20 protein-coding genes are annotated in these 20,606 nt (G+C 62.5%); 10 read left to right on the plus strand and 10 right to left on the minus strand.

Annotated elements, in window-relative coordinates; genetic code table 11:
• The first annotated feature begins 91 nt into the window (after nt 1-91).
• The 3 genes from HY17_RS11840 to HY17_RS11850 all read left to right on the plus strand — a co-directional run bounded on the left by HY17_RS11840 (nt 92) and on the right by HY17_RS11850 (nt 3,951).
• Nucleotides 92-892 carry a helix-turn-helix domain-containing protein gene (locus tag HY17_RS11840; RefSeq protein WP_051600035.1) on the plus strand — a complete coding sequence of 267 codons (801 nt, stop codon included), beginning with the start codon at nt 92-94 and terminating at the stop codon, nt 890-892.
• A 95-nt stretch (nt 893-987) separates the two neighbouring features.
• Nucleotides 988-2,088, plus strand: coding sequence for a Zn-dependent alcohol dehydrogenase (locus tag HY17_RS11845; protein ID WP_034766734.1), 1,101 nt, complete (start codon nt 988-990; stop codon nt 2,086-2,088).
• Between the two features lie 126 nt (nt 2,089-2,214).
• Nucleotides 2,215-3,951 (plus strand): alpha/beta hydrolase, encoded by a 1,737-nt coding sequence (locus tag HY17_RS11850; protein WP_146740230.1) that lies wholly within the window; start codon nt 2,215-2,217, stop codon nt 3,949-3,951.
• A gap of 19 nt (nt 3,952-3,970) precedes the next feature.
• On the opposite strand, the gene HY17_RS11855 is transcribed toward HY17_RS11850, so the two are convergent.
• From HY17_RS11855 to argB, 6 genes are all read right to left on the minus strand, one after another.
• Complete coding sequence (locus HY17_RS11855; protein ID WP_146740231.1) at nt 3,971-4,279, minus strand: hypothetical protein; 309 nt, start codon at nt 4,277-4,279, stop codon at nt 3,971-3,973.
• Nucleotides 4,280-4,521: 242 nt separating this feature from the next.
• Complete coding sequence (locus tag HY17_RS11860) at nt 4,522-5,019, minus strand: SRPBCC family protein (RefSeq protein ID WP_034766737.1); 498 nt, start codon at nt 5,017-5,019, stop codon at nt 4,522-4,524.
• 84 nt (nt 5,020-5,103) lie between these two features.
• Nucleotides 5,104-5,931: a 2,3,4,5-tetrahydropyridine-2,6-dicarboxylate N-succinyltransferase gene (gene dapD, locus HY17_RS11865; protein WP_034766738.1), complete on the minus strand. Its 828-nt coding sequence runs from the start codon at nt 5,929-5,931 to the stop codon at nt 5,104-5,106.
• A 23-nt stretch (nt 5,932-5,954) separates the two neighbouring features.
• Nucleotides 5,955-6,701, minus strand: a complete 747-nt coding sequence (locus tag HY17_RS11870; protein ID WP_034766739.1) for a pyrimidine 5'-nucleotidase — start codon at nt 6,699-6,701, stop codon at nt 5,955-5,957.
• Nucleotides 6,691-7,737 carry a DUF1036 domain-containing protein gene (locus HY17_RS11875; protein WP_034766740.1) on the minus strand — a complete coding sequence of 349 codons (1,047 nt, stop codon included), beginning with the start codon at nt 7,735-7,737 and terminating at the stop codon, nt 6,691-6,693. Before HY17_RS11875 ends, HY17_RS11870 begins: the two co-directional genes overlap by 11 nt.
• On the minus strand, nt 7,712-8,608 hold the full coding sequence (gene argB, locus HY17_RS11880) for an acetylglutamate kinase (protein ID WP_034766741.1): 897 nt from the start codon (nt 8,606-8,608) through the stop codon (nt 7,712-7,714). Before argB ends, HY17_RS11875 begins: the two co-directional genes overlap by 26 nt.
• A 163-nt stretch (nt 8,609-8,771) precedes the next feature.
• On the opposite strand from argB, the gene HY17_RS11885 reads away from it, so the two are divergent.
• Complete coding sequence (locus HY17_RS11885; RefSeq protein WP_034767048.1) at nt 8,772-10,934, plus strand: acylase; 2,163 nt, start codon at nt 8,772-8,774, stop codon at nt 10,932-10,934.
• Here the strand turns inward: HY17_RS11885 and yihA are convergent.
• From yihA to rpmH, 4 genes are read right to left on the minus strand one after another with little or no spacing between them, the layout of a single operon-like run.
• Nucleotides 10,931-11,587, minus strand: a complete 657-nt coding sequence (gene yihA, locus HY17_RS11890; protein ID WP_034766743.1) for a ribosome biogenesis GTP-binding protein YihA/YsxC — start codon at nt 11,585-11,587, stop codon at nt 10,931-10,933. The two genes, HY17_RS11885 and yihA, sit on opposite strands and share 4 nt — an antisense overlap.
• A 4-nt stretch (nt 11,588-11,591) precedes the next feature.
• Nucleotides 11,592-13,412, minus strand: a complete 1,821-nt coding sequence (yidC, locus tag HY17_RS11895) for a membrane protein insertase YidC (RefSeq protein ID WP_034766744.1) — start codon at nt 13,410-13,412, stop codon at nt 11,592-11,594.
• A 50-nt stretch (nt 13,413-13,462) separates the two neighbouring features.
• Complete coding sequence (gene rnpA / locus HY17_RS11900; protein WP_034766746.1) at nt 13,463-13,837, minus strand: ribonuclease P protein component; 375 nt, start codon at nt 13,835-13,837, stop codon at nt 13,463-13,465.
• A gap of 30 nt (nt 13,838-13,867) precedes the next feature.
• Nucleotides 13,868-14,002, minus strand: coding sequence for a 50S ribosomal protein L34 (gene rpmH / locus HY17_RS11905; RefSeq protein ID WP_034766749.1), 135 nt, complete (start codon nt 14,000-14,002; stop codon nt 13,868-13,870).
• A 219-nt stretch (nt 14,003-14,221) separates the two neighbouring features.
• On the opposite strand from rpmH, the gene HY17_RS11910 reads away from it, so the two are divergent.
• The 6 genes from HY17_RS11910 (at nt 14,222) to HY17_RS11935 (ending at nt 20,606) form a co-directional block, all read left to right on the plus strand.
• A complete protein-coding gene (locus HY17_RS11910) occupies nt 14,222-15,400 on the plus strand; it encodes a serine hydrolase (RefSeq protein ID WP_051600036.1) in 1,179 nt (392 codons plus the stop codon).
• Nucleotides 15,401-15,518: 118 nt separating this feature from the next.
• Complete coding sequence (locus HY17_RS11915) at nt 15,519-16,340, plus strand: DUF547 domain-containing protein (protein WP_233348771.1); 822 nt, start codon at nt 15,519-15,521, stop codon at nt 16,338-16,340.
• Nucleotides 16,337-17,083 carry a TVP38/TMEM64 family protein gene (locus HY17_RS11920; RefSeq protein ID WP_034766751.1) on the plus strand — a complete coding sequence of 249 codons (747 nt, stop codon included), beginning with the start codon at nt 16,337-16,339 and terminating at the stop codon, nt 17,081-17,083. Before HY17_RS11915 ends, HY17_RS11920 begins: the two co-directional genes overlap by 4 nt.
• On the plus strand, nt 17,080-18,516 hold the full coding sequence (locus HY17_RS11925; RefSeq protein ID WP_034766753.1) for an NAD(P)/FAD-dependent oxidoreductase: 1,437 nt from the start codon (nt 17,080-17,082) through the stop codon (nt 18,514-18,516). The genes HY17_RS11920 and HY17_RS11925 overlap by 4 nt, the downstream gene beginning before the upstream one ends.
• A 15-nt stretch (nt 18,517-18,531) precedes the next feature.
• Nucleotides 18,532-19,962, plus strand: a complete 1,431-nt coding sequence (locus HY17_RS11930; protein WP_081813121.1) for a HAMP domain-containing sensor histidine kinase — start codon at nt 18,532-18,534, stop codon at nt 19,960-19,962.
• Nucleotides 19,959-20,606: a pseudouridine synthase gene (locus HY17_RS11935; protein WP_034766755.1), complete on the plus strand. Its 648-nt coding sequence runs from the start codon at nt 19,959-19,961 to the stop codon at nt 20,604-20,606. The genes HY17_RS11930 and HY17_RS11935 overlap by 4 nt, the downstream gene beginning before the upstream one ends.

Consider the following 20,606-nt stretch of genomic DNA (forward strand, 5'->3'; position numbering starts at 1 on the left):
GGTTTGATGCGGCTACCTTGCCGCGAGGCGTAAGCGCCGCAATTACGTGCGAGGTAATGGACATGCGCACACAAGGCTGCGACGGTGGCGCATGCCCCAGACTGACACCCGGTCCGAAGCGCAAGTTCTGGCGGGACGTCCGGCCTTCGCCGACGCCTTGCGGCATCACCGCACGGCCCGCCGGTTCAGCCAGCTGGACCTGTCTCTGGAATGCGGCATCTCGGCCCGTCACCTGTCCTTCCTCGAAACCGGCCGGGCGAAGCCCAGCCGCGAAATGGTCATGCAGCTCGCAGACGGGCTGATGCTGCCACTGGGGACGCGCAACGCATTGCTTCAGGCCGCTGGCTTCACCGCTGCCTTCCCGGCGTCGGAGCTCGATTCCGATGCCCTGAAGCCGTTCCGCGACATGCTCGCAGACATGATCACCCGCCACGCGCCGAACCCGGCCATGGTCTGTGACCGGCACTGGAACATCCTCGATGCCAATCCGGTCGCCGGAACGCTGCTCTCGGCCCTCGGAGAAGGCATCCAGCCGCTCAACGCTGTCCGCATCCTGACCGACAATCCGGACGCGCCCGGCCTTGTTGCGAACCTGCCCGACGTTCTGGCCGAAATGAGCGGCCGCATCCGGCTTGAAGCGATGGAAGCCCCGAGCGATGAGATCCTGATGGGCCATCTCGCCGTGCTGGAAGCCGCCTGCGCGCGCCATCCGGTCAAAGCGGCCGGGCCGCGCAGCCCGGTGGTTCCCCTCATTCTCAACACGCCGGGCGGCCAGCTCAGCTTCCTGTCGACGATTGCCCATTTCGGCACGAGCGAGGACGTCACGATCCGGGACCTGCGCCTCGAACTCCTGTTCCCGGCAGACGATGCGACGCGTCAGGCACTCGCGTAATTCGGCTGATCCGCCCTCACCCAGCGGCAACTCTGGTCAAATCCCGGTTTCGGCGCGATGCTGAGAAAAAACAGAACACAACCGGAGGAAATGCCATGAAAGCTGCCGTGATGCGGGAGCCCAACAAGCCGCTGTCGATTGAAGAGGTCACGATCGACAAACCCGGTCCGCGCGAAGTTCTCGTCCGGCTGAAAGCCGTCGGGGTCTGCCATTCAGACGTGCATTTCTGGGATGGGAACTTCCCGACCGAAGTGCCGGTGATCCTCGGCCATGAAAGCGCCGGCGTTGTGGAGGCGGTCGGCTCCATGGTCTCGGCGGTGAAGCCGGGTGACCATGTCATCTCCATCCTCTCACCCTTCTGTGGCACGTGCGAATACTGCCTCTCCGGGCACATGTCGATCTGCCACACGATCAACAGGGAACAGTTCCAGCGCCAGATGACGGAAGCCCCGCGCCTGTCGATCAAGGGCGAGAAGGTCGGCCAGTTCCTGAACCTCTCCTCCTTTGCCGAACAGATCCTGGTGCACGAGAACACGCTCTGCGCCATCGACAAGGACATGCCGCTGGACCGCGCCTGCCTGATCGGTTGCGGCGTGATCACGGGCGTCGGCTCGGTCTTCCATGCGGCGCAGGTGGAGCCCGGCTCGACCGTCGCCGTGGTCGGCTGCGGTGGCGTCGGCCTGTCCGCCATCAATGGTGCCGCGATTGCCGGAGCCAGCCGGATCATCGCCGTCGACCTGTCGGACGAGAAGCTTCAGATGGCCGTGCGTTTCGGCGCCACCGATGTGGTCAATCCGTCCAAGGTCAATGCGGTCGAGACGATCAAGGAACTGACCAAGGGCGGCGTGCATTATTCCTTCGAATGTGTCGGCCTGAAGCAGACCGCCGAACAGGCCTATCACATGCTGCGCCCGCGCGGCGTCGCCACGGTGATCGGCATGATCACACCGGGCGTGAACATCGAAGTGCCGGGCATCGAACTTCTGGTCACGGAGAAACGCCTGCAGGGCGCTGTCATGGGCTCCAACCGGTTCCGCATCGACTTCCCGCGCTTCGTGGAACTCTACCGGCAAGGCAAGCTGCACCTCGACGATCTCGTCTCCGACCGGATCGGTCTCGACGGCATCACGGGCGCCTTGCAGAACCTGAAGGACAACAAGGGCACCGTCGCCCGTCAGGTCGTTGTGTTTGACTGACCCGGACGCCGGGTCTCGTCGGCTTGCCGCAACGAGACTGCCTGAATATGCTGGCAAACGCTGGTGCGGCCCATGCGGGACGCACCAGCCATTCCTGTGTATTGACTGGTAGTGAGTTCCGACATCGTGAAACCGCCCTCCTCAGATACAGCGGCAGAAGCACCTTATATCGAATTGCTCGGCGTCGCTTATCAGGTCCCGTTGGACAACACGGCCTTTGAAAGTTTCCTGGACACAGCGCACGATTTTTTTGCCGTGAACCTGAAGACCGGCGAGATCAGCCCGTCTGTCCTGCAGAATGAGGCCGCACAATCGGAACTTGATACGCACACGGATCGGTTGCTGGAAATCTTCGACATGGCCGTCGCGCTGGAAAAGTCGCAATCAGTCAGTCAGGATCCGTATCACGCCGTCCTGCAGATCAGGCCTGGCAGCCTGCAGGTCAGCGGCAATGATGCTGCAGGCGTGTTACTGAAATGCGACCTGCCTGTGCCGCTGGAAGAGCTGCCACTGGATCCAGACACGCGGGGGCTGATCCACAAGACGCTGAACCGGGCAGAAGAACAGGACAGGATTTTCCTGGGCAATATCGGCGAAGATGCCGAAAGCACATGTCTTGGCCTGATCCACCGCCCGGCAGACCCGGACGCGGCCCTTCGCATCTCCCTGTCCTTCGTCCATTGGTCCGAGACATTGCTGGACAGGCTGGGCACGGCGCTCGGCCTGACAGAGTCTGAAACTCAGGTGCTCGCCGGCTACCTCTCCAACAAGGCCCCGAAACAGATCGCCGATGAGCGCGGACGTTCGACCGAAACCATCAAGGCTCAGTCAAAGAGCATCCTGCGGAAGACCGGCTGCGCCCGCATTGCCGACCTGGTGCAGCTGTCTGCTGGCATTGCCTTCATGCTCCATCAGATACCCGGGGCGTCCGGTGATGACCTGCTGACGAGCTGGACCACGCCGCGTGAACACATGCATACGCTGCAACGCGCAGGGCGAACGGTTGCCTTTTACCGGCACGGAACAGGCAAGCGTACGCTCGTCTTCCTCCACGCCCTGATCCAGGGGCCGTTCTTCCAGACTGAATTCCTGGAGCATCTTGCAGCGCGGGACGTCACGCTACTGGCTCCTTCCCGCCCAAGCTATGGCTATACCAGCCCGCCGGAGACCGAGGCGGCATTCGAGGAAACAAGCCTTCAGGATGCACTGGCTGTGATCGATCAGCATACGAGCGGAGAAGTGCATGTCATCGCGCAGCAACTTGGTACCAGCCATGGAGCACGGCTCGTCAATGCGCTTGGCCCGCGCGCCGCATCATTTATCCTGGTGAATGGTGGTATCCCCCTCTCGAAGGAACACTATTCCGGCATGGACAGGCGCGTCCGGCTGGCAGCCATGTCTGCACGGCATGCCCCATCGGTCCTGAAACTTAGCAATGCGCTGGGCCTGCGCAGTTTCAGGCGACGCGGCGCCAAGCATTTCCTGATCGACCGCTACAGCCAATCAGAGGCAGACATGCGGGCCCTGGCCCGGCCCGGTGCCTTGGAAGCGCACGCACTGGGAATATTTCACGCCTGCGAACAAGGCGGTTCGCCCTTTTATCTCGACGAATTATCCAAACACTCAGATTGGGGGCCGCATCTCAATGAGGTGCGCTGCCCGCAATATTGGCTGCAGCCAGAGAAATGCCGTATCGTCCGGCCTGACGATGTACGCGCAGTCACCGAACGCCTGCATGATGCACGCTTCACGATCGAGCCGGATGCCGGTTCGATCATCCTCCATGAGCGGCCCGGCCGGGTCGCAGAATTCATTTCGGAGGCAGTGGACGACGCACTATCGCAGAGAGAGTCGAGCCGATAGTGCGTCCCCCCCACCCAGCTCAGCAGCCCTTGCCTGCAGAGATTCCTGTCAGAGCCGTCCGGCGCAGCTCGGCCCGTCTGGCATTTTCTGCCTGTCGTTCAGCCTGCGCCTCGGCCTGTTGTTTTGCGAGGCCACCGGCAGCATTGGCGGCAAAACCCAGCCCGGGCATGCGGCCAAGCGCACCACTATAGAGCGCAGCATTGACCGCCGCACCGGTGGTGGCGCCCGCAGCAGCGCCTGATGCCTCCGCATTTGCCGATGCCTGTTCCGCCTCGACGATCAGCAGGTTCATATTGTCGATTTCGGCAGAGATCTGTTCACAGCTCATGTCACCGTCTCCGGGCTGATTCGCCACCAGCAAAGGGGCAAGTTCCGCCGTATCTCCGGACGCGCCGGCAGTCGTGCTGCAGGCGGCAAGGACCATTGCCAAAGCTGGGACTAGGATCAGGTGTTTCATAGGAGCGGCTCCATCGCTGTCATTGATGGAGCCATAGACGCCGGAAACACCGGCACCTTCATCACCCTGAAGGGTTAAATCTGGAAATTTCCGCCTGTATCAGGCCCGCAACATCAATTGAGCCCGAACCGGCCGGGATTGTCGTGGATCAGGGCTTCCAGCTTTGGCAGACCTTCGGCGATGCCCTTGGCCAGCTGCTTCGAAACAATGCCGCCAAGGAAAAGCGGCGCGCTCGCCTTGCCGGCCCAGCGCAGCTCACAGCCATCCGGTGTTTCGACCACGTGATAGTCTTCAACACCCGCGGAGATCGGCAGGGTCGACTTGTCGAAATAGAAGGCCATCCGCTTGCCCTCTTCCCAGATGAAGAAGACCTCGTCGATGACCATGTCGCCGATCTCGACCGTCCGCGTCGTGCCGACGGCATAGGGTTCCGGACTGGTCCAGGTCACCTTTGTGATCGCAAGCCATTCCGTCCACGCTTTCGCATCCAGCAGCGCCGCCCAGACGGCAGAGGCCGGAAATGGAAAGGCGTGCGTGACTTTAAGCTTCTCTCCCACGGTGGCGAGATACTCTTCGCCCACCGCCTTGTGCTGCTTCAGCTTCTTGGCCATGCGTGATTCTCCGCTTACCAGCGGATCAGACCGCGTTTCACCGGGCAGTGGAACCCGTGACGCCGCGGAACAGAAGCAGGCTGCCTAGTCCCGCAGCAGCTCGTTCACGCCGGTCTTGGAACGCGTCTGGGCGTCGACCGTCTTCACGATGACGGCGCAGGCGAGACTCGGACCGCCTTTCGGATCCGGCAGCGTGCCCGGTACGACGACCGAGTAAGGAGGGATCTTGCCATAGCTGATCTCGCCGGTCGCGCGGTTCACGATCTTGGTGGACTGGGTGATGAACACGCCCATGGCGATCACCGACCCCTCCCCCACGATCACGCCTTCGACGACTTCAGAACGCGCGCCGATGAAGCAATTGTCCTCGATAATGGTCGGGTTCGCCTGCAGCGGCTCAAGCACGCCGCCGATGCCCGTGCCCGCCGAGATGTGGCAGTTCGCACCGACCTGCGCACACGAGCCGACAGAGGCCCAGGTGTCGATCATCGTGCCTTCACCGACATAGGCGCCAATGTTCACATAAGACGGCATCAGCACGGCGTTCGGCGCAACGAAGGCGCCCCGGCGCACGGCGCAGGGCGGCACGGCTCGGAAGCCGGCTTCCTTGAATTCAGTCTCGCCCCAGCCTTCGAACTTGGAAGGCACCTTGTCCCACCAATTGCCGCCGCCCGGTACGCCGCCGATCATGCCATTGGCATTCAGGCGGAAGGACAGCAGTACGGCTTTCTTCAGCCACTGGTGCACAACCCATTCGCCGTCGGCGCCCTTCTCGGCGACGCGGGCCTCACCCTTGTCGATCAGGTCGATGGCGGCATCCACGACGTCACGCACTTCGCCTTTCGTTTCAGTCGAGAGCGTGTCGCGCGCCTCCCAGGCAGAATCGATTACGCGGGCAAGGGCTTCGGTCATGGGTTTTCCCCCAGTTCTGGTTCTTATTTCAGCGTGTCCCGCGCCGCTTCGAGGAAGGCCGCGAGGTCGCCGGTGACATAGTCGATGTGATCCGGCCCGTCATCCTTCAAAATGTCCTCAAGCGTCGCAGGGCGCGCTTCAATGGGCTCGTGGCTCCAGTCCTTTTCGGAATGCACCAGCACCGTCGTGAAGCCCATATCCTTTGCTGGAAGCAGGTTCCGGGCGAGGTCCTCGAAGAAGATGGACTGTTTCGGATCGACGCCGTGCAGGCCGCAGAACCGATCGTAGGAATCCTGCCGGGGCTTCGGCGTATAGGCCGCATCCTCAATGCCGAAGCTGTCATGGAACAGATGCGAGAGCCCCATCTTCTCGGTCACGCGCTCGGCATGACGGCGCGAGCCATTCGTGTAGACGAACTTGCGGCCCGGCAGTGCCTCGATCGCCGAGCGTAAATCCGGCAGATCCGGCAGCGGTGACAGGTCAATGTCGTGCACATAGTGCAGGAAATCGGCCGGCTCGATCTGGTTCACATGCATCAGGCCCGACAGGGTCGTGCCATAGGTCTTGTAATAGTCCTTCTGGACCTTGCGGGCTTCCTGGGGCGGCAGGGCCAGCACGCGGGAGACAAAAGCCGTCATGCGCGTGTCGATCTCGGCGAACAGGTCGCATTCGGCCGGGTACAGCGTGTTGTCGAGATCGAAGACCCAGTCGCTGACGTGGTCGAACTTCCCGAACGGGGCGATGTGGACGCCGGGGGCCTTAACGGTCATTGCCGCCTGCCTTGGCGAAGTCCCGCTCGAAGAATTCGAAGACCAGCTTGCGCTCGGTCGGAGGAGGCGTGGCCGCGAACAGAGCCGTGCGATAGGCCGAGGCCTCGCACTGGTCGCGCCCGGCGATGGCGAATTTCGCGTGGCCGACACAAAATGCATCCGATGCCTTGGACAGCGTGCGGATTTTCGAGCCGTCTTCCATTTCGCCATAGACGTAATATTCGGTGCCCCGCAGCGGCCGGTCGATCACACGGGCACAGCCGCCAGCCTCAAGCAGCCACCAGCCCCGGCTCTCCCAGCCTTCGGCCCCGCGCCGCGCGATGGAGCTCCAGATCCGCTTCTTGGTGCGATTACAGAGCGTGAAGCCGACATTACGGCCCCGCTCCTTCGCAACCTGTTCGAGGAAGTCGATCAGATCGTCGTCCGATGTGTCGGCCGGCAGCTTGTTCTGCTTGAGGAATTCGCCGATCGCGATACGGGTCCGTCGGCCGATGTTGCCATCGATGGCGCCGCTGGCGATGCCAGCCTCTTCCAGCAGACGCTGCAGCCCGGCTGCGCGGGCCTTGTCGAGGCTGTAATTCTCGATCTCGGTCAGGTCCGTCGTCCAGCGGACCTTGCTGGACACTTCCACCGCGCGGAACCCGCGGGCTTCCAGCCCCATGGGTGCGCATTCGGGCGGGTTTTCCAGCGTGAAGCTCCCCGTCGGGTCGACGCACAGCTCTGTACGGCCGCCCCACTCACGCGCACCGCCGCGATGGGCCAGCGAGGTCCGCGCATAGAGGAAATGGTATTTCGGCTCCAGCGGCGTCTCGACGGCAACCTTGCACTCGCCGGGGCGCAGCTTCAGCCAGCCTTCGACCGTGATGTCCTTTTCCTCAGGCACCCCGAAAGCGGCGTCGATGATGTATGACGTCTTGTTGCAAAGCTTCCAGCCGTCTTTCGCGCCGGATTCCTGCGCGGCAGCGGCAAGGCCAGGGAAACACACGGCAACCGCAAGGGCTGCCAGGACGTTACGAAATGAGCGTTCCAGCGCCATGTTCGGTAAACAGCTCCATGAGGAGGGCGTGCGGCGCACGTCCATCCAGAATAACCGCCGCCCCGACACCATGATTTACGGAATGCGCCGCGGTTTCAAGCTTCGGTATCATGCCACCAACAGCTGTACCGTCCTCGATCAGGCGCGGAATGTCGGCCACCTTGATGTCGCGCATCAAATTCTTGTCCTTGTCCAGCACGCCGGCAACATCTGTCAGGAGCAACAGGCGGCTGGCTCCCAGCGCCTCGGCGAGCGCGCCGGCGGCCGTGTCTGCATTGACATTGAAGCGGTGCCCGTCCGGGCCCATGGCGACAGGCGCCACTACCGGAATCAGCTGGGAATCGGCCTGCAGCAACGCTTCGATCACGCTGGTATCGACGCCTGTGGGCTCTCCCACAAAGCCGAGGTCAAGCACCTGCTCGATATGGCTGTCCGGATCGCGCTCGGTCTTCGTGGCCTTGGTCGCCTGCAGCAGCTGGCCATCGGAGCCCGAAAGGCCGACGGCGAGACCGCCTGCCTGGTTGATCGCCCGGACAATGGATTTGTTGATCGGGCCTGAGAGGACCATCTCGACCACTTCCATGGTCGCTTCGTCCGTCACGCGCAGGCCGCCCTTGAATTCCGAGACAATGCCCAGCCGGTCGAGCAGCTTGCCGATCTGCGGGCCGCCGCCATGCACGATCACCGGGTGGAGGCCGAGCGTTTTCAGCAGGACGACATCGCGCGCAAACATGGCGGACAGTCCTTCATCGACCATGGCGTGCCCGCCATATTTCACGACGACGATCTGCCCGACATAGCGCTGAATATAGGGCAGCGCCTCTGACAGGGTTTTCGCGGTGAACTGGGCGGCGGAGAAATCATCAGTCATGGCCGCCCCTTTAACGCGCTTTGTGCAATCACGAAACGGGTATTCGCCGCGGCAATCCGGGGCATCGGTTCCGCCATCCGATTCGCCAATACCGATAAGGCGCTTGCTGCACCTGAAAAGCCACCTAATGTTGCAAGTGTACGAGGTCGAGGGTGTGCAGCTGATGATACGATTTCTGTCCGGTCTCGGGGGGCTCGCCTTGGTCGTTCTTGCAGGTGCCGGGGTCTTCCTGTGGGATCCTCTGCCTGCGAACCCTTCCCCAGCTGTTCTGGCGGCCACCTCCGAAGGCTATGATGCGGAAATCCTGCGCGACGAATATGGCGTGCCCCACATCCGCGGCGAACGGGACCGGGATGCCTCCTTCGGTCTTGCCTACGCCCATGCCGAGGATGATTTCGAGACCATCCAGGAGGTCGTCGCCGTAACGCGTGGACGCCTGTCCCGCTATCGGGGAAAGGACGCCGCGCCCGCCGATTATCTCGTCTCCCTGCTGGGCGTGTGGGAGACCATAGACGCCCGGTATGAGCGCGACGTGCCAGAAGACGTGAAGGCGGTGGCCGAGGCCTACGCTGCTGGACTGAACCTCTATGCGTCGGAGCACCCGGACGAGACCTGGGCCGGACTTGCCCCGTTCACCCCGCAGGACATCATTGCCGGCTTCCTGTTCAAGACACCCTTCTTTTATGGCCTGGACGAAACGCTGACCGGCCTGTTCTCCGGCGATTACTCACAAGCCATCGCCCTTGATCCGCAGGGTGAGAGGAAAGCCTTCCTCATGGCGCCCAAAACCCTGTCCGAACGCGGATCGAACGCCTTTGCGGTGGCACCTTCCCGAAGTGGAGACGGGGTGACGCGCCTGATCATCAACTCCCACCAGCCGCTGACCGGCCCGGTCGCCTGGTATGAAGCGCACATGGTCTCCGACGAAGGCCTCGACATTACCGGCGGCATTTTCCCCGGCACACCGGTCATCCTGCATGGCTTCAACCATGATATCGGCTGGGCCAACACGGTCAGCGCACAGGATCTGTCGGACACCTACGTCCTGACCCGCAATCCGGAAAATGAGGACCAGTATCTGCTTGATGGCGCATGGCAGGATTTTGAAACATCCACTGCCACCCTTCATGTGAAGCTGTGGGGGCCGTTTGCCCTGAAGGTGAAACGCCCCGTCCTCCGCTCCGCCCACGGACCGGTGATTGAAGCACCGACCGGCACCTATGCCATCCGCTATGCCGGCATGGGAGAGATCCGTCAGCTGGAACAGTATTACCGGCTGAACAGGTCGGCCGGGCTGGACAGTTTCCTCGACGCCATGTCGATCAACGCCCTGCCCTCGATCAATTATGTCTTTGCCGACAAGGCCGGGAATGTCGGCTTCATCCATAATGGACAGTATCCCGCGCGGGAAGATGCCTGGGATTGGGACGGTGACCTGCCGGGTGACCGGTCGGACCTGATCTGGCAAGGCTATCGCGACTGGGCCCACGTGCCGAAACTGATCAATCCCGCTTCCGGCTTTGTCTTCAACGCCAACAACACGCCTTACAGCGCGACGGACGGACCGGACAATCTGAGGCCGGAAGACTTCCCACAAAGCATGGGCCTCCAGACCAACCAGACCAATCGGGCGCTCCGCATCATGGAACTTACGGACGGCACGATCACGATGGACCGGGCCCGCCTGCTCTCCATCAAGTTTGATACCGCCTATGCCGAAGGGTCGGAGGCCCGGCAGGTGATCGATGCCGTGCTCACGCGTGACTGGAACGACGAGCCTGAGCTGGCCCAAGCGGCGGCGTTCCTGGCAGAGTGGGACTTTGGCATGGACATGCACTCCCGCCACGCAGCGCTTGGCGGGCTGACAACCCTGCGCGAGATTACGGCGCGCTTCACCCATGAACCCGCACCCCCACCGGAAACAGCGTTCCGGGAAGCCGTCAGCTGGCTGATGGAACATCACGGCCGGATCGATCCGGAATGGAGCGAGGTAAACAAGCTCGCCCGCGGAGACCAGACCTGGCCGATCAGCGGCGGGCCGGATACGCTGCGCGCCGTCTATCCAGCCAAAATTCGTGATGATGGCGAACTGCACATGAATGCCGGTGACACATGGATTGCGCTGGTGGAGTGGGACAGCGACGGCAATCAGACCGCCCGGGTCATCCACCCCTTCGGCTCGTCCACGCTGGATCCGAATTCGACGCACTATGCCGACCAGTCCGAACTGTTTGCTTCGGAAAACTGGCGCAAGGCACATCTGGATTGGCTGGAAGTCGCCGAAAATGCGACCCGGCGCTACCATCCCGGAAAGCAGGCGGACTAGATCAGGCCCGCAATCTCGGCGCGCAGTTCCGGGATGCCCCAGCCCTTCTCCGAAGACGTCATGCGCACAACCGGGTGAGCCGCGCCGCGCTTCTTGAGCTTTTCGGCGATCTTTGCGGCGAGCGTGTCGACTTCGCCCTTCGCGACCTTGTCCACCTTGGTCAGGACGATCTGATAGGTCACGGCGGACTTGTCCATCATGTCCATGACCTCTTCATCCGTATCCATCAGGCCACGGCGGGCATCGACCAGCAGGAAGACCCGGCGAAGCGACGGGCGACCGCGCAGGTAGGACTTGGTGAGACGCGTCCACGCCTCGGTCTGTGAGCGGGACACTTTGGCATACCCGAAGCCCGGCAAGTCCACGAGGTAGAGCTGGCCTTCGCCAATATCGAAATAATTCAGTTCGCGTGTCCGGCCTGGTTCTGCCGAGGAGCGCGCAAGTTTCGCCCGGTTTGTCAGCGCGTTGATCAGGCTGGATTTGCCGACATTGGAGCGGCCCGCAAAGCAGACTTCCGGCCGGTCGGCGGCTGGCAGCTGCTTCAGGTTCACGACGCCCATGACGAAGGTGGCCTCACCTGCAAACAGGAGGCGGCCCGCTTCCAGGGCGTCGTCGCTGGGGCCCTGCCCTGCCGGGGAAATGTCTTCTGTCATCGGATCAGCTGGCGGGTTCCTTGCCACCCGTGAACAGCTTCTTCACGAACTTGCCGATCTCGGTATCCACACCGTTCCGGCGCATGATGAAGTATTGCTGGATGAAGGACAGCGTGTTCGACCAGATATAGTACATGACCAGGCCGGCCGGGAATCCTCCGAACACGAACAGGAAGATCAGCGGCATGAACTGGATCATGCGGCGCTGCATCGGATCCGGCGGCGGCGGAGACAGGGTCTGCAGGGCCGCCATGGTGGCCCCATAGAGGATCGGCAGGATACCGACGCCGATCACCATGCCGATGAACGGGATGGCCTTCAGGTCAGCCGCGGACCACCACGGGATGAGGCCGAACAGATTGCCGATCGCCGTCGGGTCTGGCGCCGAGAGGTCCTTCAGGAACATGAAGGAGGCGTGGCGCATTTCGATCGTGGCATAGAGCGTCTTGAACAGCGCGAAGAAGATCGGGATCGTCACAAGGATCGGGAGACAGCCGCCGAGCGGGTTTGCGCCTTCTTCCTTGTAGAGCTTCATGATCTCCTGTTGCTGGCGCTGTGGATCCGCCTTGAACCGTTCGCGGATTTCCTGCGTCGGCTCCTGCAGCTTCTTCATCTTCGCCATCGACTTGTAGCTCTGGTTATAGAGCGGCACGAGCGGCAGCTTGACGAGCACCGTAAAGGCAAGAATGGCCCAGCCGAATGAGCCAACAATGCCGGACAGCCATTCGAGCGCATAGAAGAAAGGCTTGGTAAGGAAGAACAGCATGCCCCAGTCGATGGCATCTTCGAAATTCGGAATGCCAAGGTTCTTTTCGTAATCCTTCAGCACTTCGTAGCGCTTGGCGCCTGCAAAGATGCGGTTTTCCATCGTCGCGCTGGCGCCAGGCGCAAGATCAAGCGAAGCGGACTCTGTGCGCAGCTCCAGATCCTTGCCGGTCGCAAGCTTCCGCTTGTCGACGAGGCCGGCAAAGAACATGTCCTGCTGCGGGATGAGCGCGCCCAGCCAGTATTTGTCGGACAGGCCCCACCAGCCGCCATCCGACGACGGGAAAGTGCCGTCCGCGGACTCTCCCTTGATGTCTTTCATCTTGTAGAGGCCATTGAACTTCTTCAGGCGCAGCGAGCCGTCGGTATGGCCCATCAGGCCCATATGCGCGGCCGTGGAAACCGAGGAACCGGGGTCCGTCGCTTCAAGGAAGCCTTTGAAATCGCCAAATCGTTCAATCGATCCGATCGCGCGGAAGCTGCGCGCCGTATCGGACGTGTTGGTCACCTTGTCGGTGAAGGTGAACATGTAGTTCTCGTCCAGCGAGACAGTCCGCTCAATCGTGACGCCGTCGCCTTCCAGCTTCAGCACAATTGGCGAGGTCGGGGTCAGCTTGTCGCCGGAGACCACGGTCCATGGGGAATTGCGCCCGGCAACCAGCGTGCCGCCGGAAGCCCAGTAATATGTCGCGAAGTAGCCGTACTCACTGTTCTCAGGGCGGAACAGGCGCACTTCCTGCTTCTTCTCCACCGTAAGATAATAATCGTGCAGGCTGACATCATCGATGCGCGCGCCGGCAAGACGGATGGAACCATCCACGCCCTGGCCTTCGAACCCGATGCGCGGATTGTCGGCGAGCGCCTCTTCCACTGGTTTCAGCTGGTCGACCGCCACAACACCGGTGTCGGTCGTCTTGGCCTGGGTTTCCGCTTCGATTGCGGCCTGCTGAGCCTCATACTTCTTCTGAGCGGGCTCAACGAAGAATTTCTGATAGCCCAGCACGAGCGCAATCATCAGCACCATTGCGAGCAGAAAATTGCGCTGGTCTTCTTTTTCCATCTCGGGGGTCCCGGAATCTTAAAGCAGGAGCGCCCGGACGGGCGGCGGGTTTAATCAGCGGCGAGGCTTATCAGTGCGCTTTCCATATCGTCAAGCAAACGCGGCCAGCCAATATCAGCGGTATCCTGACGCGCAATGAACACATAGTCCCAGCCCGGCTGCCCGAGGCGCGGCAATAGCTGGCGTGCGGCTTCGCGCAGGCGTCGCTTGGCCCGGTTGCGGATGACAGCATTGCCGATCTTTTTCGTGGCCGTAAACCCGGCCCCGGCATGGTGGCCCGGCTGTTCCTCTGCCCGCTTGCGGGCCTGCACCACGAGGGACCTGCGCCGCTCGGCCTGGCCGCCGCGGACGAAAATGAATTGAGGCCGCACGCGCAGGCGTACGACCTCAATCAAAGCTTTGTCGGTATCTGCCGTCACGGCCATCCCCTTCGGAGAGGCGGACTGGCGCCGGTCTTAAGCGGACAGGGACTTGCGGCCCTTCGCGCGGCGGCGTGCCAGCACCTTGCGGCCATTCTTGGTGGCCATGCGCTCGCGGAAGCCGTGCGTACGCTTGCGGCGGAGGTTGCTCGGCTGGAAAGTGCGTTTCATCGGTCTGCTCTGGAAGCTAAGTGTCTCGGAAAGAGGGGCCAATACAGGCCCGGCAGCGCCGGGTCAAGTCATGCAATCAGCATCAAAAGCGGTCATGCCAGCCCGCCGCCTGCCGGAAGAACCTACAGTTTTCACCCGGTTGCATCCATTGATCTTTACACGCGCCGGGAGTCTTGGTGTGAGTGAGCCTGGGCGGGCCGCTGAAGATGAGATGAGAATATGCGTTTCCTGCGCACGCTGGCGATCTGTCTTGCTGCAACGCTTCCGCTTCCCGCCGCCTTCGCACAGTCGATCGACTACAAGCGTCTGGATGAGCGGATCGGCCGTCTGGCGGCCAATGAAGAAATCGTCGGCCTTGCCGTTGCCGTGATCGACAAGGGCGAAATCAGTTTCGCGAATGGCTATGGCGTGACCGAGCGCGGCGGATCGCCCGTGACCCAGGAAACCGTGTTCCGGTGGGCGTCATTGTCCAAAGGCGTCGCGGCAACGGAAGTGGCGATCCTCGCCGACAGGCACCAGCTGAACCTGACCGACACGGTCTCGAAGTTCAAAACCTCCCTCCGGCTGCCTGGAGGGGCGGAAAATCGCGCGACGCTGGAAGATGTGCTGTCCCACCGGCTGGGCATCGTGCCGAACGCCTATGACACACGTCTGGAAGATGGCTGGGATGCCGCAAGAATCCGCCGAAGCCTCGCCAATTTGAAGCCGCTCTGCCCGGTTGGCGATTGCCATACCTATCAGAACGTTGCCTACGACACGGTTTCCGAAATTGTCGAAGACGTGACCCACGCGCCCTATGCGGATGCCGTCCGGCATTCGGTCTTTGAACCGCTCGGCATGGTGACCGCCAGCATCGGGCGGGTCGGGCTTCAGACCTCCCCCTCCTGGGCCCGCCCCCACACCAAGCGGTCCCGCGTGCCGGGCCCGCCGCAGGAAAAAATTGTCAATGACGACTATTACAATGTTCCGGCCGCCGGCGGTGTGAACGGATCCATCATGGACCTCGCCCGCTACGCCCGCGCGCAGATGGGGCTGGCCCCCGACGTGCTCAGCGAAGCGGCGCTGGACATGCTGCAGACTCCACGCGTCTATACGAGCGGCGAGCAGCGGCGCATGTCCAGCCGGTACCGGGGCACCGTGCGCGACGCCCGCTACGGTCTTGGCTGGCGGATCTACAAATATGGAGAGAATGGCGACCGCGTCATCGGCCACCGCGGCGCCGTCGAGGGCTACCGCTCCTACATCCTGTTCGATCCGGAACGCGACACGGGCGTCGTTATCCTCTGGAACTCCAGTTCCCGGCTTCCGAATGGCATCGGGTTCGAGGTCATGGACATGGTCTACAATCTGCAGCCGCAGGACTGGATGGAGATCGATACGCCCGCCACAGGCGGCTGACCGCCTGACATTCCAATCACGGGTCTTTGATCGCTGAAGATCAAGGCGTGACGGGCATATCCCGGCCAGCTGCGCTATGTCATGGCCTCATTTTGCCCATTCTGGAGCCAACCGCCCCATGCCCGGAGCCGCCTGCCGCCTTGCCCTACCTGTGGCCCTCGCCCTGACACCACTCAGCGCACTGGCGCAGCCAGCCGTGCCGGTTTCCGGCATGGTACAGCAACAACCTGCTGAAAAACCGGTGCATGCCGCGTGGACCTGCCTGCTGAAGAAATACGTCCAGCCCGGCATCGATGGGGTGAACCGGGTCGATTATGCCGCCTTCAAGGCCAATGCCGAGGACCGCGCGGCGCTGGATACCTATATCGCGAAATTCGCGGAGATGGATCTTTCCGGGACCGACGCAGCCACCTTCGCGGCGTGGGCCAACCTCTATAATGCTGTCACCATGCGCTACATCCTGGAGAATTACCCCACAGGCTCGATCCGCGATGGCCACTTGTTTGGCGGGCCATGGAAGAAGATCAAAGTGGTGGCGGATGGCCAAACCGTCTCTCTCGACGAGATCGAGCACGCCATCCTGCGCCCGCGTTTCGGCAATCCGCTGGTGCACTATGCGATCAATTGCGCGGCGGTGTCCTGCCCGAATCTTCAGGTCAAAGCCTGGCAGGCCGAGACGCTGGACGAAGACCTCGCCGCTGCCGCCCGGGCCTATATCAACGACCCCCGCGGCGTGACCGTAACGCCCCGTGGCCTCAGGGTGTCTTCCATCTATGACTGGTTCGAAGCCGATTTCGGCGGATCGAAACAGGCCGTCATCGACCATCTTCTGGCCTATGCCGATTCCGGTCTGGCCGAAAAAATCCACTCCAATCCGCGCATTCGTGCGTATGAGTACAATTGGTCCCTCAACGACACCAAGAAGGCCGAGACCGAATGACCGAGACAAATCACAAACCTGCTGCCCCACTCTGGCAGCGCCTCTGGCCGGTTTATGTGATCGCCGGCGGCCTCCTGGCCGGCTGGCGCCTTGGCCTGTTCGACTATCTGTCGCTGCAGACCCTGCGCGAACAGCATGAAGCCCTGCGCAGCTTTGTGGAGGGTAACCTCCTCATCGCGGTGGCGGCCTATGTCCTGATCTACGCGCTCTCCACGCTTTTCATGGTGCCGGGCGCCCTCTGGATCACCATTGCGGGCGGCTTCCTGTTCGGGCTGGCAGGCGGATCGGTCACGACCGTCGTGGGTGCCACTCTGGGCGCAAGCCTCCTGTTCCTTGCGGCTCGCACTGCCTTTGGCGGCATGCTGCGCGAACGGGCAGGTCCGTTCCTGCGAAAGATGGAGTCAGGCTTCCGTGAAAACCCGCGCTCCTACATGTTCGCCCTGCGCTTCCTGCCTATCGTGCCCTTCCCGGTGGCCAATATCGCCCCGGCCCTGCTGGGTGCACGCTATCCCGACTATGCCCTGACCACCGCTCTCGGCATCATCCCCGGCGTGGTCGCTTATACCTGGATCGGCGCTGGCCTCGGCGCGACATTCGAAGCCGGAGAGAATCCTGACATTGCCGCCGTTGCCGGAAACCTTGTTCCCGCCTTCGCCGCGCTCGCAGTCGTGTCTCTCATGCCGGTTGTCTGGAAGAAATTTTTTGGCCGCAAGATCCCCGAAATCGAAAGCCCGCCCGCATGAGTGACTCCGTCAAAACCCTGAAAGCCGACCTTTGCATCATCGGGGCCGGGTCGGGCGGCCTGTCAGCTGCCGCCGGCGCCGCCATGCTGGGCCTGAAAGTCGTGCTGTACGAGAAGCACGAAATGGGCGGGGACTGCCTGAACTATGGCTGCGTACCGTCCAAGGCCCTGCTCAGCGCGGCAAAGGCCGCAGCCGGCGTGCGCGAGGCCAAAAAGTACGGAATCCGGACTCAGGATCCAAAAACGGACTGGGACGCCGTCAAAGCACATGTTTCCGGCGCGATCGCCACGATTGCCCCGGTCGACAGCCAGGAACGCTTCGAAGGCCTGGGCGTCACCGTCATCCGGGAAGCCGCCCGGTTTGCTGACAAGAAGACAATTGTCTCGGACACATCTTGCACCCAGGCCCGGCGCATCATCATCGCCACAGGCTCGCGCGCCTTCATCCCACCCATCGAGGGGCTGAAGGATGTGCCTTTCCTGACCAATGAAACCATCTTCACCCTGCCGGAGCTTCCGGAACACCTCGTCATCCTCGGTGGCGGGCCAATTGGCGTAGAAATGGCGCAGGCGTTTACCCGACTTGGATCGAAGGTCACCGTGATCGAGATGGGGCGCGCCATGCCGCGCGCAGACGCCGATCACGCGGCCATCGCCATCAAGACCCTGCGCGAAGAGGGCGTTACGGTCCTCGAGCAGCATAAAGCCCAGCGCGTCATGCAGGAGAATGGCCATATCCGCGTGCACACGGACAATGGCACAGCGACGCCCGTGATCGATTGCAGCCATCTACTGGTCGCCACGGGCCGCCGCGCGGTTCTGGACGGGCTGGACCTTGAAAAAGGCGGCGTTGAGTACAGCCAGAAAGGCATCACCGTCGGCGACACACTGCGCTCGCACTCCAATCCGCGCGTCTGGGCGCTTGGCGATGCGGCCGGCATGGAACAATTCACCCATATTGCCGGATGGCATGCCTCGGTCTTTACCCGGCGGGCCTTTTTCAAACAGGGCACCAGGGCCTCCAGCCTGCCCGTGCCCGCCGTCACCTATACCAGCCCGGAAGTCGCGCAACTCGGCCTCACAGAGGCTGAAGCACGCACGAAATTTGGCGGCAAGGTCACCACCTCCGCCTTTCCCTTCCATGAAAACGACCGGGCGATCGCCGAAGGCAAGACGCTCGGCGAGTGCAAACTGGTGCTGCACAAGGGGAAACTGGTTGGAGCGTCCATTGTCGGCGAAGGCGCGGGCGACATTCTCCAGCTTGTCTCCGTCGCCATGTCGAACGGACTGAAACTCACCGCGCTGACCAATTTCATCTCGCCCTATCCGACACGCGCAGAGGTCGTGAAACGCGCGGCTTCCGCCCACTTCACGCCCGTCGTGTTCAGCAAGAACGCGCGGCGTCTCGTCGGCTTGCTCCAACGCATCCCGTAGGCTACTTCAGCGCGTGTGAACGGTAACGCACGCGCACCTCTTCCGGCCCCTGTCCGCCAGCCTGCGTCCGCACGCTGGTACCATGGGCTATCGTTCCGGCTTTTCGGCTTCACCCTCGCCGCGATCCTGTTTGTCGAAGGCCTGATCTTCATCCCCAGCGCCTCCGGATTCCGGAATGCATGGCTGGCCGAACGGCTTCAGGCCGCGCGGATTGCCGCTCTCGCCCTCGACGCCTCACCGTCCCGCATGGTGTCGGAAGAACTCGCCCAGCAATTGCTGGAAAATGCCGAGGTCCTTTCCGTGGCCGAAGTCGAAGATGACATGCATATTCAGCTGCTCGATTCCGGCATGGATATCGAGGGCAGTTTTTACCAGCTCGACCTGCGCGAGACGACCGCTGTCAGCCGGGTGATGCAGGTGATGGGTGCCTTCGCTGCCTCGAAAGACCGAATCCTGGTGATCACGGCCGTCGGCTCGACCCCTGAACGCGTCATCGAAGTTGTTGTGCCGCAGGCCCCGCTCCGGGAAGACCTTTACGCCTATGGCCAGCGCATCCTCGGCCTGTCTTTCCTGATCGCCCTGATCGCGGCGACCGTGATCTATGTGCTCCTGCACTTTCTGGTCGTGCGCCCGATGGCGCGGGTCACGGCCAGTGTCGAACAGTTCCGGATGGACCCCGGCGGCTGGTCCCGGCGGCTGCAGCCAACTTCCCGGCGGGACGAGATCGGCCGTGCGCAGAATGCCCTGTCCGACATGGAAGAGGCCGTGGCCGATGCCTTCCGCCAGCGCGCTCACCTCGCCGAACTCGGCACAGCCGTTGCCAAGATCAATCACGATTTGCGCAACTCGCTCGCCTCGGCGCAGCTTGTCTCGGACACGCTGGCCCGATCGGAGGACCCGCGCGTGCAGAAGGCTGCCCCACGTCTCGAACGCGCCCTCACCCGGGCAATCAATCTCGCCTCCGAAACGCTGGACTATGGCAAGGCCGCGCCCCAGCCGCCGGACATCCAGCCTGTCTCCCTGCGCGGCTGTATCGAGGAGGCCGCGTCGGAAGCGCTCGCCGCCTGGCCGGAAGTCGAGTTTATCGACGACCTGCCAAGCGCCCGGATCATCAATGCGGACCCGGAACATTTGCACCGGTTGGCAGCGAACCTGATCCGCAACGCTGCCGAGGCCATGGTGGCTGCCGCCTCCCTGCCAAAGCGCATCACCGTGACGCTGACACGTGATGGGGTCGAGTTCATAGACACCGGTCCCGGCCTGCCGCCGAATGCGCGGGACAATCTGTTCAAGCCCTTCGCGGCTTCCTCCCGCAAGACCGGCACGGGCCTTGGCCTCGTCATCGCGCGGGAACTCGCGGTCGGCATGGGCGGGGATCTTGTGCTCGCCTCCACCGGGCCGGAGGGCACCGTCTTCCGCCTGGCCCTGCCGGACCTCGTCGTGTGACCCGCTACGCCCCGCCGCAGGAACCTGTCCGCTATGTGCATGTCGACGATCATCTGATCGTGATCGACAAGCCATCCGGCCTGCTTTCCGTACCCGGACGAGGACGGGAAAAAGCAGACTGCGCCGTCTCACGGGTCAAGGCGGAGTATCCGGACGCGCTGACTGTTCACCGCCTCGACATGGGCACCAGCGGCCTGCTCATCCTCGCCCAGTCAAAGGTGATGCAGGTTGCGCTGTCCGGCCTGTTCGAACGGGGCGGCGTGGAGAAGGAATACATCGCGGATGTCTGGGGCGCGCCTGATCCCACCCAAGGCGAGATCGACCTGCCCCTGATCACGGACTGGCCAAACCGCCCGCGCCAGAAAGTGGATCACGAGATCGGCAAGCCGAGCCGGACCCTGTACGAGACCATTGAGACCGGAACGACCCATAGCCGCATGCGCCTCACGCCACTCACCGGACGCTCACACCAGCTACGCGTGCACCTCGCGGAAATCGGGCATCCGATCCTCGGCGACGAACTTTATGCCCACGAAGCTGCTCTCGCCGCCGCGCCGCGTCTTTACCTGCATGCCAGCGCCATCGCGTTCGATCATCCGGGCACAGGCGAGCGCCTCAGGCTTTCCCTTCCCTGTCCGTTCTGA

Origin of the sequence: Hyphomonas sp. CY54-11-8 (genome assembly GCF_000682735.1) — a bacterium.
In the GTDB taxonomy this organism is placed as follows: Bacteria; Pseudomonadota; Alphaproteobacteria; order Caulobacterales; family Hyphomonadaceae; genus Hyphomonas.